Source organism: Proteinivorax hydrogeniformans (assembly GCF_040515995.1).
GTDB classification, from domain to species: Bacteria; Bacillota; Proteinivoracia; order Proteinivoracales; family Proteinivoracaceae; genus Proteinivorax; species Proteinivorax hydrogeniformans.
In genome coordinates this window covers 2017373-2036314 of sequence record NZ_CP159485.1, presented here as the reverse complement: position 1 = coordinate 2036314, position 18942 = coordinate 2017373, and the positions used below count along the sequence as shown (strand labels likewise).

The following is an 18942-nucleotide window of genomic DNA, read 5'->3' as shown; positions in this document are numbered from 1 at the left end:
TATTCCTCCTTACTATACCTTTTTAGTTTTCCATTTTCCCTTGCGATACCAAAGAACAATTATAATCATTTCTACTAAGACAGATAAGCCAATGCCAAGCCATACCCAGCTTGCACCTAAATCTAAGTAATTTGCAAAGTAACGAGCAAACGGGTATTTAAATCCTAGATTAGCTACCAAAGAAGCCAGCATAGGAGGCGCTGTATCACCTGAGCCCATAAAAATTCCACCATATATAGCAGGGAAAATTACAAAGAAAATACATGGATAAACTATCCTAAAATAACTGACTCCTTCTGCGATAACAGCGGGATCATCGGTAAAAAGTGACATGGTTTGTTCAGCAAATATAAAAAATGGGATAAAGAAAATTAGCATGTTAATAAAAGCGAACTTCAAACCGTCTCGGCCATAGCGTTCAACCGACTCTACGTCACCGCGACCTAGGTTTTGACCTGTAAGCACAGACATAGCCTGAGTTAGCCCCATAATTGTAATAAAAACAAGACCAATCATCCTTCCGCCAATTCCGAATGCTGTTATGGCCACTAAGCTGACATTATTGGCAATGCTGTACATTAAAAGCGCAGTTATAGGCCGGGCAATACCTTGAACCATGGCAAAGGACCCAATTTTAACGATGGTCCATAAATCCTTAACAATAACCTTGTGCTTTTTATATGCCAACCACAACGAAGAATGGAAAAACTTCTTTTCTAACATAATCACCAAAGCACATGCTGCGATAATATTTGAAATCACTGTACCTAAGGCTGCTCCTAAATACCCAAACTCTGGCACAAAACCTACTCCAAATATAAAAACCCAATTAAAAAATATATTTAGTATATTCATGCCGCAAAACACTAGCATTGGTGTGAAGGTATCACCTTTAGCTTGCAATATACCCCTTGCTGTTAAATTAAAAAATATAAACGGAGTAGCGAAAGCCAATACCTTCAGATAATTTGCACCGTAATCTAAGATGTTACCTGTAGCCCCAAACAAATATAAAAAAGGGCGCCCTTGGAAGTATAAGAAAGATAAAAAAATAGCACCTGTTAAAAAAGCTAATAAAATACCCTGACTTGCCATCTTTTCCGCGCCTGACATGTCCTTAGCACCGATCCTTCTTGAAATTGTAGCAAGACTGCCAATGACCACAAATTGAGCTGCTGCAATTGTGACATGTAATACCTCATTACCGTAACTGATAGCAGCAATTAACTCGTTGCTATCTAGCATCGAGATAAAATACACATCTACTATCCCTAGGATAGTTTGCAAAAACTGACTAAGCATAATAGGCCAGGCTAGTAGTAAGATGGTTGTTATATTCTGCCAAGTACCTTTGGCAGAAATATCATGGGGCATTGTTAAAGTATTAGTTTTCAAAATAACTCCCCCTAAAATTTAGCTAATCGAAACTTTTAGACCAAGTAGTTTATTCGTTATTGTTAAAATAAATTCCTCTTTATAATTTGATTTATTTATTAAATAAGTGTTAAAACTGTCCCAGCATCAAGGCTTGCTTGTGCTGGGACAGTTTTTTATTTCTACCATGCGTAGATTGCTCCATCAGTCCGGCTTTCCGTTCCTCCTATAAGCACACCTGTATGAGGGTTTCTCCAAATTATCTGGCCCCGTCCAAAGCTGCCAGGGTTATGAGCAATCTGTATTTGGTGGCCTTTTGAAGCTAGTTGTTGAGCTATATGGTTAGGAACAGAATGCTCCAAAAAAACCACTTTATCTTTCATCCATTGCCACCTAGGAGCATCTAAGGCCGCCTGAGGATTTAGGCCAAAATCAATGCTGTTCATTATAACCTGCATATGTCCTTGTGGCTGCATAAAGCCTCCCATTACCCCAAACGGACCGATTGGAGTGCTTCCTTTAGACAAAAATCCGGGGATAATAGTGTGAAAGGTCTTTTTATTAGGCTTTAGGCAATTGTCATGACTTTCATCTAAAGAGAAGTTATGACCACGATTTTGTAGAGCTATACCAGTGCCTGGCACAACTAAACCTGAACCAAAGCCCATATAGTTACTTTGGATAAAAGAGACCATATTCCCCTCTTCATCTGCTGTTGCAAGGTAAACAGTACCGCCCTTTGGAGGAGTGCCAGCTTGTGGTTGTAAAGCCTCATCGCCTATTAAACTTTTTCTAATAGAAGCATATTCATCTGAAATCATGTCTTTAACTGATATTTTCATCTTATTTTCTTCTGTTATATATTCAAGGCCATCAGCAAAGGCCAGTTTTAATGCTTCTATCTGCTTATGATAGGTATCTGCCGAATCTTTTTGACCAAAATCAAAACCTTTAGCAATATTCAAGGCCGTTAAGGCCACCAAACCTTGACCGTTAGGAGGGATTTCCCAGACATCGTAACCTCGGTAGTTAACTTTAATGGGGTCAACCCACTGTGGCTCAAAATCCTCTAAATCTTCTTTGCGAATAAAGCCACCATACTTTTTGGAAAATGAATCTATCTTATCAGCTAGATCCCCTTTATAAAAAGAATCACCGTCGGTAGTAGCTATCGAACGAAGGGTGTCAGCATGAGCTTGGGACTTCCATACATCACCTGCTTTTAAAGGTTTATCATCTGGTGCAAATGTCTCAAACCAATGTTTAAATTCTTCGCCCTTAAGATTCTTTTTGTAGGACTTATAGGCTGATTGCCAATAATATGACAATACAGGAGATAGAGGAAATCCATTTTCAGCATAATCAATAGCCGGCTTCAATACCTCGGTTAAAGAAAGCTTTCCAAACCTTTTTGAAAGAGCTGCCCAAGCAGCAGGAACCCCAGGGACAGTAACAGGTATAAACCCAAACTTAGGCATTTCTTCATACCCTTTTTGTTTTACAGCATCTATTGAGATAGATTTGGGAGAAGGTCCGCTAGAATTTAATCCGTATAACTTATCTTTTACCCAAACTAATGCAAAAGCATCGCCACCTATGCCGTTTGAGGTCGGCTCCACAACGGTTAGGCAAGCAGCTGTTGCTATAGCTGCATCAATTGCGTTACCACCTTTTTTTAAGATTTCTAAGCCGGCTTGAGATGCAAGCGGCTGAGAGGTTGCTACCATGCCTTTTTTAGCAAAGGTTGCAGTTCTTTGAGAAGAGTACGGGTAATGCATAGCATCATTAGTATACATAAAAAATTCCTCCTTGTAGTTTTTGGGCTATCCTTCTAGATATGTAAAAAGTGTTATAATTTTATTATAAATGAAAAAGCTAAACTTTCACACTATAAATCAACAAAACTCTTGTGAGTTATCAAAACTGACACATAAATAGTTAACAATGGGAGGAACTAGGTATTTATTAATTTTATCTTTTCTGATAAAATTAATAACGTTAGACTTTAAACTTTTAAAAGCGAGGTATGTTATGAAGAAGTCAATTATAAATATATGGGGAATTTTAGATGTAATTTATGCTAAGCTTATGGGCCTCTATAACATCAAAAAAACAAATCAAGATGATTCGATTATAAGAGTGCGCTTTGTTAAACACTGGGGTTCTGATATCACCTTAGAAGACGGAACAACCATAACGAAAAATGACCTTTTGCTTAAAATTCATTTGCACAATGTAAAGTTTATTAAGGAGCTATCCAACATAAAGTCGCCTATTAGAAAAGGAATGTATGCCTACAGAGAAGTGGAGCAAGCTATGCCAGGACTTGCTAGCTTTATAGAAACCCACTCTAACTACAAAGAGATAAAAGCGGTGGTGGGTGTAACAATGTTAACTAAGGGAACATATCGCTTAGGTTTTGAAGAAAAATTGATAAAAAACTTTTGCTATAGGTGGATTAAATATATTTCACAGATTCCAATTTACTATCTTTCTAACGGTTGTATAAACAAAAATATGTTTAGAAAAAATAGAGTGAAATTTTTGCTGCAGTCTAAAGAATCAATTTTAAAGAAGAATAAGCTAGCATCATAGCTATTGCGTTGCAATAGCTATGATTTTTTAAAAAGCCTTTAAATTAAAAATAAAGAAGGTGATTGTAATGGACATAACCTTATATGAACTGTTAAAAAGCATGATAAATAATGTTGCTATTATAGTGCTTTTAGCATTTATACTAACAAAAATCCCTCTGTTTAATTGGTTGCTGCTAAAACATAAGCAGGTTGGACTAAAGGGAAAACTTATATTGGCGGTGATTTTTGGGCTATTTGGCATTTTAGCTACCTATAACGGTTTGCCTGTAAAAGGAGCAATCGCAAATGCTAGGGTGATTGGTGTTATTGCTGGCGGATTAGTGGGTGGACCGATAGTTGGCATCGGAGCGGGAATAATTGCCGGGGCACATCGTTATGCTATTGATATTGGTGGTTTTACCGCGCTTGCTTGCGGGTTGGCTACAGTAGTAGAAGGGTTTATCGGTGGGTTTGCACATGACAAGACATCTGTTAAACCGGTTAAAGCTTCTACAGCCTTTAAGGTTGGTGTTATAGCTGAACTTACTCAAATGGCGATGATCCTTTTAATTGCCAGGCCATTTTCTGATAGTTTAGAATTAGTTAAGATAATAATAGTTCCCATGACTTTGATGAACTCATTGGGGATAGCTTTATTTGTTATGGTTATACAAAATATTTATGGTGAGAGGGAAAAAACAGCTGCTAAACAGGCACAAGTGGTGCTAAAGATTGCAGATCAAACTCTGCCTTTTTTTCGCCATGGTTTAAATAGTTACTCAGCAAGCGAAGCAACTAAAATTATCCATAAGCATACACAGGCAGTTGCCGTTGCAATAACAGATAAGGACAAGATCATAGGCTTTGAAGGTGCGGGCAGCGATCACCATAAACCAGGTATGCCAATAAGAACTCGTATGGCTAAAGAAGTAATAAAAACAGGAACCAGTAAAGTCGCAGGTAAAAGCATGGATATCCACTGTGGACACAAATCATGCAGATTAAACTCTGCTATTATGGTTCCTTTAAAAAATAGGGACAATAGCATAGGCTCACTTGTGATTTTCAGTGACCAGAATGATGGGATATCATCGATCGAGATAGAGCTTGCAACTGGACTTGCCCAGCTCTTTTCCACTCAGATAGAGCTAAGTAATATAGAAAAACAAAAGCAAGACTTGGCAAGGGCAGAGCTAAATGCTTTACAAGCTCAGATAAACCCGCATTTTTTATTTAACGCGTTAAACACTATAGTTTCTTATATAAGAATCAAACCGGATGAAGCTAGGGAGCTTCTCATTCACTTAGGTGACTTTTTTCGTAAAAATCTAGATCAAGCTCAACAGATGGTGACTTTACAAACTGAAATTAAGCATGTTAAATCATATGTTGCCATAGAAAAGGCACGTTTTGGCGATAAATTGGATATTCACTATGATATTGGCCAAGCTAAAGGCTTTATGGTTCCTTCGTTGATTTTACAGCCCCTGGTAGAAAACTCTATTAAACATGGCCTGCTTCCTAAAAAAGAAGGTGGTCAAATCAGAATATCTAGCGAAATAAAAGATGATAACCTTTTTATAAAAATTTGGGATAACGGTGTGGGAATGGATCCTAGCCAACACCAACAAAGAAAAACTGGGTCTGGTATAGGCCTTGTGAATGTTAATGACAGACTTAAAAATCTTTACGGAGAAGGGTACAGCCTAAATATCAATAGTGCAAAAGGTAAGCACACCGAAATATCAATGTTGATTCCTTTACAATCAAGTAGGAGGTTAAAGCATGGATAAAGTAAAAGTGGCAATCGTAGATGATGAACTGCCGTCAAGAGAAGAACTGAAATATCTTCTATCGCATCGTCGAGAGCTAGATATAGCCTATGAAGCAGACAATTTTGAAGATGCTCTTGATATAATTAATTGTAAGAAAGTTGATTTGTTGTTTTTAGACATTCAACTAAAGGACAAAAGTGGGGTGGACTTAGCCGAAATTATTGAACAGCACGATGTTGAAATAATATTTGCCACCGCCTATGATAAGTATGCAGTGAAAGCCTTTTCGTTAAATGCTGTTGATTACTTGTTAAAGCCATTTTCGCAGCCTAGGGTTGAAAAGGCTGTAAATAAGGCCTTAAAGAAAATCTTAAAAGAGGAAAACGTTAAAAAAACTTATCCTCCCAAACTTACCTTTTGGAAAGGTGAAAAAATGCATGTAATTTCACCAGAGGAAATAGTATTCATAACAGTAGGTGAAAAACAGGTAAAGGTATTTACAGATAAAGGAATATTTACTGACCATGCAACCCTTAAAGATGTACAGCAAAAGCTAGACCCTAAAAGCTTTATCAGAACACACCGAAGTTATATAATTAACCTTGAAAAAATTTCTGAAATAATTCCTTGGTTTAACAGTACCTTTAACTTAAAAATGAAAAAGTACAGTGATATAGAAATACCTGTAAGTCGTAGTTATCTACAAAGCTTTAAGCAAGAACTAGGGCTTTCTTAAAACTTACACCCTTACAGATTGTAAGTTACTTCTCAATATTGCTATTAGCTTTTAAATTTTGCAACTTAACCTAAAATTATTGTAACTTAAGAATTTATTCCCCTTTTTTAAAATTAAGGTTTTATAATGTAATAGAAAATATAAAATATTTAATAGGGGGCTAAATAAATGTATACTTTCTTAGGTTCTATTGCGCTACTTATTTTAGGTTATTTTGTCTATGGTATGTTTGTGGAGAAGATTTTTGGTGTTAAAGAGGATAATCCAACGCCAGCTAAAGAGATGGCCGATGGTGTGGATTATGTCGAGATGGACTGGAAGAAAATATTCTTGATCCAGTTTCTAAATATCGCAGGCTTAGGCCCAATTTTCGGTGCTGTAGCCGGTGCTCTTTGGGGACCAGCAGCGTTTTTATGGATTGTATTTGGTTCAATTTTTGCCGGAGCAGTTCATGACTTTTTCTCTGGCATGTTATCTATACGACATAAAGGTGCAAGTGCTTCAGAAATTATAGGCATCTACCTTGGAGATAACGTTAAAAAGATTATGCGCGTTTTCTCTGTAGTATTGCTAGTGTTAGTAGGAACTGTATTTATGGCAGGTCCTGCAGGAATATTAGCAGATTTAACTGGTATGACAGCGCGTACTTGGATTATGGTTATTTTAGGTTATTACTTTATAGCTACAATACTGCCTGTTGATAAAGTTATCGGCAAGGTTTATCCAATATTTGGTGCCGCTCTTTTAATAATGGCAGGAGGGATAGCTATCGGTCTTTTCACTAATGGATACCAAATTCCAGAAGTGACTTTACAAAACCTTCATCCCGATAGCGCACCAATTTGGCCACTTCTATTTGTTACCATAGCCTGTGGTGCTATTAGTGGTTTCCATGCAACTCAATCTCCCATGATGGCTCGTTGTGTCACAAACGAAAAACATGGCAGGAAAGTCTTTTACGGAACTATGATCGCAGAGGGAATTATCGCTCTAATTTGGGCTGCCGCTGCAATGACTTTTTTCGGTGGAACTGAAGGTCTAGGACTTGCTTTAGGAGAAGCTGGAGGAAACCAAGCACCTATTGTTAGAGAAATATCTACAGAGCTTATGGGAGTGGTCGGTGGAGTGCTAGCTATGCTAGGTGTTGTAGCCGCACCAATCACCTCGGGAGATACTGCATTTAGAAGCGCTAGGCTAACCATTGCCGACTCATTTGGCTATAAACAAGGGCCAATTTCAAAAAGACTAACAGTGGCACTGCCGCTATTTGTAATCGGATTTACTTTAACATTTATTGATTTTGATATCATATGGAGATACTTTGCTTGGTCAAATCAAACTCTAGCTATGTTCATGCTTTGGGCTGCTTCAGCCTACCTATATGTGAATAATAAACTTCACTGGATTGCTTCTATCCCTGCAACTTTTATGACAGCAGTTTCGGTGACATATATCCTGCAAGCCGATGAAGGATTTAAATTAGCAACTTCTATTTCATATCCTGTAGGTATAGGTGTAGCTATATTAGTGTTAGGACTGTTCATTCTTACAGGTAAGAAATGGCCAAAGAAAAGTGCCATATCAAACTAGCATCTAATAACAAACTCTAATACCAAAGAACCTTCTGTCAAAGAGGGTTCTTTTTTAAATGTTAAATAAATGTAATACTTATTGACTTTTAAAATTTTTTAAACTATTATAAAAGAGTGATAAAAATATAAAGGAGGTAGGGTAAGATGATCAAGTTTAGCGTGGAAGTTTTAATTAAAAAAGTTTATATGTCTAGCCCTGCCCATTTTGAGGATGAAGTTTTTTAACTTCTTTATTTAAAAATATTTTGACATGGGCTAACTGTAAAAAGTCCATGATTTTTTATGTCCAAAAAAGCCATGGGATACCCATGGCTTTTTTGTCGGTAATTTTAAATAGTCCCCAAATGGGTAACAAATTTGATGCAAATAAGGAGGGGGAAAATTGAAGCGTATAGCAAAATATGTTCTTAACTATAAGGTTTTGTTTACTATTCCACTTGTAGCTATGCTCACCTTTATAGCCTTAGACCTAATCCAACCTTATATTATAGGTATCATCATAGATGATGTTATAGAAGGTGGAGATATGATATTACTAAACAGCCTAATTTTAGCGTTGCTAGGTATAACCATAGGAAAAGCAATCTTTATTTATGTAAGTGAATACCTTTTTGAAGTAGCTGGTGCCAAAACTAGTATAGATATAAGGGAAGATTTATTTAATCATGTGCAAAAGCTTCCCTTTAACTACTTTGATGGCACAAGTACGGGAGAAATTATGTCAAGGACCACTGAAGATGTAAACAAAATATGGATGGGGTTAGGGTTTATAATAAGGTTTATGGTAGAAAATATCGTATACTTTACCTTAGCTTCTGTGATGTTATTTAGATATAACTGGCAGTTAGCCATCTTTACATTAGCAGTAATGCCTATCATGGGTAAGGTAGCGTTTACTTTCGAGAAAAAAATAGGCAAAACCTTTGAAAAAATAAGCGATCAAAATGCTAAGTTAAATACTGCAGCTCAAGAAAACTTAGCAGGAATTAGATTGGTTAAAGCTTTTGCTAGAGAAAGATATGAAGTGGAAAAATTTTTAACGGAAAATGATAAATACTATCGATATAACTTAGAGCACGCTAACGTACTGTCTAAATACAATCCTATATTAGAATTTTTGAGTAATTTCACACTAGTTATTGTTGTCACTGTAGGAGGTAACTTTGTAATTGGCGAGCAAATGAGCACTGGTGATCTAGTTGCATTTAACGGCTATGCTATGATGCTGGTATGGCCTTTAAGACTTATGGGTTGGCTAACCAACGTTTTAGCAGAATGCCAGGCTTCTGCTAAGAAAATCTTTAAAATAATGGATACACAACCTAACATCACTAGCCCTAAAAATTCTGAAAACCCAAATGAATTTAGAGGACATGTAATTTTTGAAAATGTTTCATTTAAACATAAAGGCAAATATATTTTAAAAAACATATCAATAAATGCACACCCTGGATCTACAGTTGCTATCATGGGGACAACTGGTTCTGGTAAAAGTTCAATTATAAACTTAATCGGTAGATTTTACGACTGTACTCAAGGAACAATTAAGGTAGATGGCGTTGACGTTAAAAGAATGAATCTTAACTTATTAAGATCTAACATTGCTGTGGTAATGCAGGATACATTCCTATTTTCCGATACTTTGCGTAACAACATTAGTTTTGGCGTAGAAACTTCTACAGAAGAAGAGTTTTATAAGGCCTGCCAAGATGCTATGGTAACTGAGTTTGTAGACGACATGCAAGCTGGATTTGAAACTGTAGTTGGTGAAAGAGGAGTAGGACTATCCGGTGGGCAAAAGCAAAGGGTAGCTATTGCCAGGGCTTTATTAAAAGAAAGCAAGATACTAATTTTAGATGATGCTACCTCAGCATTGGATATGGAAACAGAGTTTAATATTCAGCGATCTGTAGAAAACAGGAAAGAAATGACCAAGTTCATCATAGCTCATAGAATTTCTGCAGTTAAAAACGCTGATGAGATTTTATTAATTGAAGATGGGAAAGTAATAGAACGTGGCAATCACGCTAACTTACTTCACAAAAAAGGTAAGTACTATGAAATTTACAAAGAACAGTTTAAAGACTTAGATGCCCAAAAGCAGGAGGTGGTATAATGAGCAAGAACACCTTTAGAGAAGATGAACAGTTAAAGGAAACTATGAATATTAAAGTGGTTTGGCGTTTGCTTAGTTATCTAGCACCCCATAAACTAGCTGTCATAAAGACCATGATGTTAATGATGGTTGTTGTCGCAGTAGAAGTAATGAACCCTTTTTTGCTAAAGTTGGCAATAGATTTTTTTATAGAGGAATCTTATTCAGTGGGGCTAGTTTATCTTGGAGTGGCGGCGTTAACAGCAAATTTAATAGCGATGCTTTGTTCAAGACATAGAGTACGGATTATGGCCCAGGTTTCCAATGGCATACTTAAAAATATCAGGCAGAAGCTATTTAATCACATTCAAAAGTTATCCTTTTCATTTTTTGATAACAGGCCGTTAGGCAAAATACTTTCTAGGATAATAGGCGATGTCAACTCTCTTAAGCAGTTATTTAATCAAAGTATCAACAACCTAATTCCTGATATTGTTATGCTTACTGTTGTTGTTATGATTATGCTTGCAATAAATGTTAGGCTAGCGTTAATGTCTTTTATATTACTCCCTGCACTTGTAATTTCAATGTTTGTCATTCAAACCATAGCAAGAAAAAGATGGCAAAAGTATAGACAAAAAAGATCTAACTTAAACGCTTTTATCCACGAAGATTATTCCGGTATTCGTGTGGTTCAAAGTTTTGCAAGAGAGAGGCATACAAGCAAGACATTTGATAACTTATCTAGAACATCGGTAAGCTCGTTTTTATCGGCGATGAAAATATCTGCATGCTTTTGGCCGTTAGTGGAGCTATCATGGGGTGTAGGAACAATCATTATATTTTGGTATGGTATAAATCTTATTAATGTAGGCGATATAACTCCAGGCGACCTAGTAGCCTTTAGTGGGTATATAGGCATGTTTTGGCGTCCTATCAATAATTTAAGTAACTTCTATAATTCCTTGATAACAAACCTTGCGGGAGCGGAGCGTATTTTCGAGGTGATGGATATAACGCCGGATATAGTAGATTGTAAAAGTCCAAAGATATTACCTTCAATTAAAGGTAAAGTACAGTTTGAGAATGTGACTTTTAAATATGATAAAGATGGAGAAACTGTGCTAAAAAATGTAAGCTTTAAAGTAGATGTAGGTGAAACCATCGCCCTAGTTGGACATACGGGAGCTGGGAAAACAACGATTGTTAACCTATTGACAAGATTTTTCGATACCACCGAAGGAAAGGTGGTAGTTGATGGATTTAATGTAAAGGAAGTAACCATTGAATCCTTACGAAGTCAAATGGGGATAATGACCCAAGATACTTTCTTGTTTTCCGGCAGTATAAAGGAAAATATAAGATATGGAAAATTAGATGCCACCGATGAAGAAATTATAAAAGCTGCTAAATCCGTTTATGCTCACGACTTTATCACAAAACTAAAAGCTGGATATGACACTGATGTAAATGAACGAGGGGCTAGTCTTTCGATGGGACAAAGGCAGCTCATTGCACTTGCTAGAACTCTTTTAGCTGACCCTAAGATATTAATTTTAGATGAGGCCACCTCTTCGATAGACACCTATACAGAAATGCTAGTTCAAGATGGTCTAAAAAAACTTTTACAAGGTAGAACATCATTTATAATCGCCCATCGCCTATCCACAATTAGAAATGCAGATAGAATCATGGTTATTGATGACGGTCAAATAATTGAGTCTGGTAACCACAAAGAACTTATGGATGCACGGGGAAAATACTATAAACTAACCATGGCTCAATATAAGTTTTTAAAAGATGGAGCATAATATCAAAAAAGAGGCTGTGTCTAATTAAAAAGATATTTGGCCACAGCCTCTTTTCTTTTAAGATGAAAAGGGAAAGTTCCTTTTGTTATTTTTTATTATTATGTTGAATAATAAAGTAAAGTAGGCTTTTATGAAATTAAATCAAATATGATACTTTTTTAAATATATGTTACAATAGTAAAAACCATTAATTACAAATTGGAGGTATGCTATGAGTGAAGAAAACATTTTAAAAAGTAGAGTAGGGAAAACGCCGTTAATTAGAGCAAAAAAGTTAGAAGAAGAATTAGGTATTTCAAAAATTTATTTAAAGTTAGAAGGGGGAAATCCTTCTGGACACCGCGAGGATAGACTAGCTTACTTAATTATTAAAGATGCCTTAGATTTTGGAAAAGATACTATATGTTTTGGAAGCTTTTATGGGCTTGGCAATTCACTGGCCTATCTATGCCAGTACTATGATATTAATTTAGTATTTGTCCTTCCTAAAAAAAGTAAGGCGACAAAAAAAGCCGTGCTAAACCAGCCTAACATTAAAATAATTGAACACGGCAAAAACATCACGGAGAGCGTTGAGCACAGTAATAAATTAGCAGAAGAGAACAACTGGTACAATGCAAACCCTGGAGTAGAAAATAACGTCTTGAACATGTCAGCTTTATCATATATCGCAAGCGAACTTAGTACACAGGCTAAAGAGCCAATAACATCTGTGTTTTCACAAATGAGTTATGGGTTTTCGGTTTCGGGATTACACCTAGGCTTTAGACAGCTCTGGATACATGATCAAATAAAAAAAATGCCCCAACTTTATAGCTGTACCACAGATACGGGGAATATAATATTACAAACTTATCAAGAGGGTAGCGACAAAATTGATTTAAAAGGCCAAGAAAAGATAAAGACTAGTAGGTATAATAGACATCTAGTAAACTTAAACAGCTCTGTAGCTCAGGACGCCCTAAATGCTATCTATGATACAAACGGTAAAATGATGGGAGTATCCGATGAAGAGTTGGTAGAGTATGTCTCCATGTTTAAAAAGTTGGAGAAAATCAAGCTGAACACAGCTAACGGATTCCCAATTGCTGGTTTTATTAAACAGGCCAAAGAAGGAAAGATCGATGACGGAGTACACGTTATTTTGCTAAACGATGGCAAAGCAAACGTGGAGATAGATTCAGTGACTAAAGAAGAAAAAGATATTAGCAATGACAAAGTCGTTGGCTTAATAAACGACTGGCTGATGGAATTTACAGATCCTAAAGAGGAAATCTATGAAGCGTTGGACAATGCTTTAGACAAAGGACATCTGCTATTTGCCTATCACAACAAAGATTTGGCAGGTATTGCGATTATAGTTGGTACCGGGTTTGAGCACTTTTCCGCAAAATATCATCTAGCTTATATAGCTACAAAAAGGACAATAAAAGGTCGCGGCATAGCAACCCAACTACTAACAAAAGCTGTAGAGGTGACTGACGGAAATCTATCATTGCATGTGGAAAAAAATAACAAAAAAGCTATTAAGCTATATGAAAAGATGGGCTTTGATGCGCCGTACACTAGGATGCTACACAAAGCCAAAGGTAAATAAAAAAACGACCCTTTTTGGGTCGTTTTTTTTTATGAAAGCTGATAGAGGTCTTTTTAATGTCATCTCTTTCAAAGGAAGAGAGGGACAAAACAACCGATATTTTAGGGGATGCCCCAGAAACCGCTGGTCGAATAATGAACCCAAACATCTTAAAACACTTTGCCAAAGAAGTAAGTAATTGGTGCAAGCATAGGCGTGCTAGCGGGATTTGTTACAGGAGCAGTTGGCATTGCGCGGGCATTTACTGTAAAAGTAAGGGTCTGCCTTAAATAGTTATTTGAGGCAGACCCTTATTTATTTGTAATTAATTATTTCTAAGCTTTACCAACTCTTTAAACTGTAGATCTAATTGCTGATACTCTTCGCTGTCAGGGAGCGAGTCTGAAAGCTTACTTAATACTTCTGAAATTTTGGTTTCTAAAAGAGTTTTATCCATTTGTTGTTGTGAAAGCTTTGTTTGACTTTTCCACGGAGAAAGGTTTTTAATGATCTTATTATCTTTAATTTCTAAAGCAATATCACAGGTGTTTTCCACAAGATATCGGTCATGGGAGACTAAAATAAGAGTTCCTTCAAAGTCTTTTAACGCTTGTTCTAATTGTTCTTTGTTTGCAATATCTAAGTGGTTAGTTGGCTCATCTAAAATTAGAAAATCGCAGGAATTTAATATAATGTTCACCAGTTTTACCTTTGTCCGTTCACCCATGCTCAAGTTTTTAATTTGATTTGTTACAGCCGCTGAATCAACACCTAGGTTAGCTAAAGTTGTTTGAGCTATACTTCGTCTGCGGCCGCTTTTAGCGTTGAGATACTCAAGGGGTGTAATATTCTCCTCTAAATCAGTTACGTCTTGAGACAGATAACTAAATGTGGCAGATGGACTAATCCATATCGTACCGATATCTGGCTGCTCAGTTTGATTAATAAGTTTTAGCAAAGTTGTTTTTCCACAACCGTTAGGGCCGATAAGTGCAACTTTTTCCCCGCGGTTTAAATAAAAAGAGTTATTTTTAAACAAGTCAGCGCCGCTATATCCTTTTGATAAGTTACTGACCTCTAATATACGCTTATTTTTTTTGAAATCAGCGGCAAAATCAAACTTTATCTGTCCTTCCTCCCAGGGCTTTTCCACTCCCTCTAAATCAATTTTCTCAAGCTTTTTTATTTTGGACTTTACTCTATCATCTATTTTTTTTGCACTTTTACGATAATGAGCCTTTGTTCCCCGCATATCAGATTGCTTTCCTGCTTTTCTCCACGATGTATTTGACCAGTTTTTTAGTCGATTAATTTCCATATTTATTTCTTTCTTTTTCTTTTCCTGCTTTGAATAGCAATTCCAATTTTCCAAAGTTTGATGCTGCTTTTGATCTTTATAGGCAGAATAGTTTCCTTGAAAAACTTTTACCTCACCACGGTCCACTTCTATAGTTTTATTAGTTACTTTATCAAGAAAAAATCGATCATGGGATATAACTAGCAAAGTGCCGTTATAGGCCTTTAAAGTATCAATCAACCAGTTTATTCCATCAAAGTCCAAGTGGTTGGTGGGCTCATCTAAAATTAACAGATTTGGATTTTTGCAAAGGACTTTTGCCAATGCTATTTTAGTTTTTTCGCCACCGCTAAGCTGTTCAAAATCAACATTAACCTTTTCTCCGACCTTTATTTCGCTGGTGGTTTGATAAAAGTTAGATATGCTCTCTTGAATTATCTCCGTATCAGTATTTATATTGTTATAATCTGTAATCTGCTTTAAGTACCCAATAATTAACTTATCGGCCATTACGTTTATACTACCAGAAGTAGGTGAGATAGCTGCTAAGATTGCTTTTATCAAGGTAGTTTTGCCGGCGCCATTTTTACCGACAATGCCAATCTTATCGTTTTCAAACACGTCGAAAGTAACGTTTTTTAGTACCGTTTTATCTCCAAACTCTACACCAACGTTTGAAAGTGATATTAATTTATACATAAATAAAACCTCCATTCAAATAAAAAAGCTGTAACGGGACACAGCCCATTACAGCTTAAAATTACAGCTGAGCCCAAGGCACAGCAAAAATAAGCATTAATGATATGTTCATGGCATGTGTTCTTTTATCTATAAACAAAAGGCAAAAAGGGCATAGATATCCTGTAGTTAGTTCGCTTTTTTGCCAGTTATTTAATTTGGTGAGATATTAAGAACACTTAATGAACATATTTTTTTAGACAAAGCTCCTTTAAAAAAGATTATATTATAAATATATATCGGATTGGCAGAAAAGTCAAACAAAAAGCAAAGTTAAGATTTTTGACATAGAACAAACTAATGTACAAAAAACAACGAACATATGATAGTATAATGTTAAGTCCCTTTAGAGGGGGACTTAGTCTTTTTCTATGGTAAAGAGTAAACTTTTTGAAATGCTGAAAACTAAAGTAAACTAATGATTGAAAATTAAGCACTGTACTGTTAAAATAATTATTCCTGCATTAAAGAAGCCATAGGCAGTTTAATATAATATTTGAAAATAGTCGGATAAATGGTTTTAGCAAATGCTTTAACCTTGAAAGGAAGGGAAGAATAATGAGAGTTATAATTATTGGAGCAGGTAAGCTGGGATACAAGCTAGCAGAATCTTTTGCACAAGGTGAAAGGGATGTTATAGTGATTGATGTTATCCAAAAAGCTCTTGATCGCATAAACAATTCATTAGATGTGTTAACTATCAAAGCTAATGGGGTACAGTTAGATGCGTTAAAACAACTAAATATTAAAAGTACCGACCTAGTGATTGCGGTAACCAGTAATGATGAAACTAACATGCTAGTTGGTTCTACAGCCAAAAAGCTAGGCTGTAAAAAATCTGTTGCTAGAATTAGAAACCCCGAATATGCCAACCAATTAGCGTTTATTAAAAAGGAAATGGGAATTGATTATATAGTTAATCCTGAGCTGGGGACAGCTAAGGAGATTGCCAAGTACTTACTTAAGGGCCATGCTATTCACATGGAAGACTTTGCAATGGGCAAGGTTAGTATGGTGGACTTTCGTGTGGAAAAGCTAAAGGGAGTTACTGGGAAAAAACTTAAAGAATTAGATATTCCTAGATCGATGTTAATAGTAGCTATATCTAGGGATGGCGAAATTATAATTCCATACGGGGATACAAAAGTCGAAGATAAAGATGTCATTTATGTTATGGGCAACAAAGAAAGCATAAATGAGTTTTCGGAAAATTGCGGAGCTCCTATCAAGCGCAAAACGGTAAAGAAAGCGTTAATTATTGGTGGAGGTAAGGCTGGCTATCACCTTGCTAGAAAATTAAGTCAAAATGGGGTAGGAGTAAAGATTATCGAAAGCGATAAAGACAGATGCAAATACCTAGCAGACGAGCTTAGTAATGTGTTGGTTATCCACGGAGATGGTGCAGATATTAACCTATTAAATGAAGAAAATATATCTGAAATGGATACTTTGATTTCGGTTACAGGCTTTGATGAAGAAAATCTACTGCTCGCTCTTTTAGCTAAGCAGTATGGTGTGGAAAAGGTTATTGCAAAAGTTAGCAGACCTAATTATATCCCAATAATTGAAAAGCTGGGGATAGATTTAGCACTCAATCCTGTCCTAATAACAGCAAGTGAAATTCTAAGGTTTATTCAAGGGGGTAGGGTTGTATCTATCTCGTTATTATTGGGAGGGCAAGCTGAAGTTTTAGAAATTATCGCTGAGTCAGGCACAAAAATTGTAGGTAAAAGATTAGCTGACTTGCCGCTGCCTAGCGGAATTATTATTGGTTCCATAGTGCATAAAGGGAAAGTAATGATTCCAAATGGCGATTCTGTTATTTACCCAGGTGATCGAGTTATAGTATTTTGTTTACAGTCGGAGGAACAAACTTTAAATAGGTTTTTCTCTAAAGATAAGGGGGGCTTACTAAATGAACTTTGGGGTAGTATTAAAGGTCCTAGGAAGTCTACTTCTATTTGAGGCAGCACTCCTAGCTTTTCCACTAGGTATCGCATGGTACTATCAAGAGGACATCATGCCTTTTATCCTTTCGATATTAGCTTTGTTAGTGGTTGCACTTCCTATGGTTAAATTCTTCAAATCTTCAGGTAGGCTTAGAGCAAAAGAAGGTTTGACTATAGTAGCAGGGGGTTGGGTGCTGGTATCATTTTTTGGAGCGCTCCCCTTTTATATTTCAGGTAGTATTCCTTCGTTTGTGGACGCTTTTTTTGAAACTGTATCTGGGCTTACCACTACAGGAGCAACTATTATAGATGATATTGAAGTGCTGCCTAAAGGGATACTTTTTTGGAGATCACTTACCCATTGGCTGGGTGGGATGGGGATATTAGTGCTAACATTAGCGATATTACCAGCAATTGGAGTGGGAGGTTTTCAAATCTTTAAAGCTGAAAGCCCTGGACCGGTAGCTGATAAAATAACCCCTAAAATGAAAAGTACTGCTAAAATTCTTTATACAGTTTATTTGGGTATGACTGTATTACAAACATCTTTGCTATACATGGCGGGGTTGTCTTTATATGATGCCCTTGTTCACACCTTTGGCACTGTTGGAACTGGAGGGTTTTCCACAAGAAATGATAGTATCGGCGCATTTAATGTTAACGTTCAAATTATAATTGCAGTTTTTATGATAGCTTCGGGAGTTAATTTTTCACTATACTATGATATTTATAAAGGTAGATTCAAACAGGTGATAAAAAATTCAGAGCTTAAGCTATATCTTTCTATAATTTTAGTTGCAATTATTCTTCTTACTATTAGCTTAAATGGGACGGTATATCAGTCCCTTACTGAGTCAATTAGATACGCTGGGTTTCAGGTGGGGGCTATTATCACCACCACAGGGTATGACACTGCAGATTTCGACGCATGGCCTACCTTTAGCAAAGCGATTTTGTTTTCACTGATGTTTGTGGGAGGGTCTGCCGGTTCCACAGCTGGTGGAATTAAAGTTATTCGATTGCTTATTTTAGGTAAATTGGTAAAAAGAGAAATTCAGAAGATTTTACACCCCAACGCCTATATACCTGTTAAAATTAACAACAGGTCAATATCTCCAGATGTTACCGCCAGTGTAACCAGCTTTTTTTTCTTGTATCTTCTTTTGCTTGTAGCCGGTACGCTGTTGATATCCCTAGAAGGTATCGGACTAGTTAGCTCCTTTAGTTCTGTAGCAGCAAGCCTAGGTAACATCGGTCCAGGATTTGAATTAGTTGGGCCTGCACAAACTTATAGCCATTTTAGTGCAGCTAGCAAAATGTTGTTTTCCTTATTGATGTTATTCGGTAGGCTAGAACTATTCACAGTCTTTATATTGCTTATGCCAAGTTTTTGGAAGGATAAGTAAATAAAAAAGCAAAGATT

The 18942-nt window shown here is 36.4% G+C and carries 12 protein-coding genes; 9 read left to right on the top strand and 3 right to left on the bottom strand.

What is annotated here, in order from left to right:
* Positions 1–12: 12 nt before the first annotated feature.
* Entirely contained in the window at positions 13–1395 is a 1383-nt protein-coding gene (locus PRVXH_RS09760; protein WP_353892591.1) for an MATE family efflux transporter, read from the bottom strand.
* A gap of 161 nt (positions 1396–1556) precedes the next feature.
* Complete coding sequence (locus tag PRVXH_RS09755) at positions 1557–3170, bottom strand: gamma-glutamyltransferase family protein (RefSeq protein WP_353892590.1); 1614 nt, start codon at positions 3168–3170, stop codon at positions 1557–1559.
* Between the two features lie 235 nt (positions 3171–3405).
* Here PRVXH_RS09755 and PRVXH_RS09750 point away from each other — a divergent pair, with 235 nt between their 5' ends.
* The 7 genes from PRVXH_RS09750 (at position 3406) to PRVXH_RS09720 (ending at position 13556) form a co-directional block, all read left to right on the top strand.
* Positions 3406–3969: a hypothetical protein gene (locus tag PRVXH_RS09750; protein WP_353892589.1), complete on the top strand. Its 564-nt coding sequence runs from the start codon at positions 3406–3408 to the stop codon at positions 3967–3969.
* Positions 3970–4036: 67 nt separating this feature from the next.
* Positions 4037–5743 carry a sensor histidine kinase gene (locus PRVXH_RS09745; protein WP_353892588.1) on the top strand — a complete coding sequence of 569 codons (1707 nt, stop codon included), beginning with the start codon at positions 4037–4039 and terminating at the stop codon, positions 5741–5743.
* Positions 5736–6461: a LytTR family DNA-binding domain-containing protein gene (locus tag PRVXH_RS09740; RefSeq protein ID WP_353892587.1), complete on the top strand. Its 726-nt coding sequence runs from the start codon at positions 5736–5738 to the stop codon at positions 6459–6461. The genes PRVXH_RS09745 and PRVXH_RS09740 overlap by 8 nt, the downstream gene beginning before the upstream one ends.
* Positions 6462–6629: 168 nt before the next feature.
* A complete protein-coding gene (locus PRVXH_RS09735) occupies positions 6630–8051 on the top strand; it encodes a carbon starvation protein A (RefSeq protein WP_353892586.1) in 1422 nt (473 codons plus the stop codon).
* Positions 8052–8435: 384 nt separating this feature from the next.
* Positions 8436–10169 carry an ABC transporter ATP-binding protein gene (locus PRVXH_RS09730; RefSeq protein WP_353892585.1) on the top strand — a complete coding sequence of 578 codons (1734 nt, stop codon included), beginning with the start codon at positions 8436–8438 and terminating at the stop codon, positions 10167–10169.
* The gene (locus tag PRVXH_RS09725) at positions 10169–11959 is read left to right on the top strand and encodes an ABC transporter ATP-binding protein (RefSeq protein WP_353892584.1); all 1791 of its coding nucleotides are present in this window, start codon (positions 10169–10171) and stop codon (positions 11957–11959) included. Before PRVXH_RS09730 ends, PRVXH_RS09725 begins: the two co-directional genes overlap by 1 nt.
* A gap of 211 nt (positions 11960–12170) precedes the next feature.
* Positions 12171–13556: a pyridoxal-phosphate dependent enzyme gene (locus tag PRVXH_RS09720; protein ID WP_353892583.1), complete on the top strand. Its 1386-nt coding sequence runs from the start codon at positions 12171–12173 to the stop codon at positions 13554–13556.
* A gap of 304 nt (positions 13557–13860) precedes the next feature.
* Here the strand turns inward: PRVXH_RS09720 and abc-f are convergent, their stop codons facing one another.
* Positions 13861–15531: a ribosomal protection-like ABC-F family protein gene (gene abc-f, locus PRVXH_RS09715; protein WP_353892582.1), complete on the bottom strand. Its 1671-nt coding sequence runs from the start codon at positions 15529–15531 to the stop codon at positions 13861–13863.
* Positions 15532–16128: 597 nt separating this feature from the next.
* Here abc-f and trkA point away from each other — a divergent pair.
* A complete protein-coding gene (gene trkA / locus PRVXH_RS09710; RefSeq protein ID WP_353892581.1) occupies positions 16129–17535 on the top strand; it encodes a Trk system potassium transporter TrkA in 1407 nt (468 codons plus the stop codon).
* Complete coding sequence (locus PRVXH_RS09705) at positions 17486–18925, top strand: TrkH family potassium uptake protein (protein ID WP_353892580.1); 1440 nt, start codon at positions 17486–17488, stop codon at positions 18923–18925. Before trkA ends, PRVXH_RS09705 begins: the two co-directional genes overlap by 50 nt.
* The last annotated feature ends 17 nt before the right edge of the window (positions 18926–18942 follow it).

What these genes read in the sequence shown, in the direction of transcription:
- PRVXH_RS09735 (WP_353892586.1), top strand. Translation starts at nt 6,630, where the DNA reads ATGTATACTTTCTTAGGTTCTATTGCGCTACTTATTTTAGGTTATTTT.
- abc-f (WP_353892582.1), bottom strand. Translation starts at nt 15,531, where the DNA reads ATGTATAAATTAATATCACTTTCAAACGTTGGTGTAGAGTTTGGAGAT.
- PRVXH_RS09705 (WP_353892580.1), top strand. Translation starts at nt 17,486, where the DNA reads ATGAACTTTGGGGTAGTATTAAAGGTCCTAGGAAGTCTACTTCTATTT.
- trkA (WP_353892581.1), top strand. Translation starts at nt 16,129, where the DNA reads ATGAGAGTTATAATTATTGGAGCAGGTAAGCTGGGATACAAGCTAGCA.
- PRVXH_RS09740 (WP_353892587.1), top strand. Translation starts at nt 5,736, where the DNA reads ATGGATAAAGTAAAAGTGGCAATCGTAGATGATGAACTGCCGTCAAGA.
- PRVXH_RS09755 (WP_353892590.1), bottom strand. Translation starts at nt 3,170, where the DNA reads ATGTATACTAATGATGCTATGCATTACCCGTACTCTTCTCAAAGAACT.
- PRVXH_RS09745 (WP_353892588.1), top strand. Translation starts at nt 4,037, where the DNA reads ATGGACATAACCTTATATGAACTGTTAAAAAGCATGATAAATAATGTT.
- PRVXH_RS09725 (WP_353892584.1), top strand. Translation starts at nt 10,169, where the DNA reads ATGAGCAAGAACACCTTTAGAGAAGATGAACAGTTAAAGGAAACTATG.
- PRVXH_RS09750 (WP_353892589.1), top strand. Translation starts at nt 3,406, where the DNA reads ATGAAGAAGTCAATTATAAATATATGGGGAATTTTAGATGTAATTTAT.
- PRVXH_RS09720 (WP_353892583.1), top strand. Translation starts at nt 12,171, where the DNA reads ATGAGTGAAGAAAACATTTTAAAAAGTAGAGTAGGGAAAACGCCGTTA.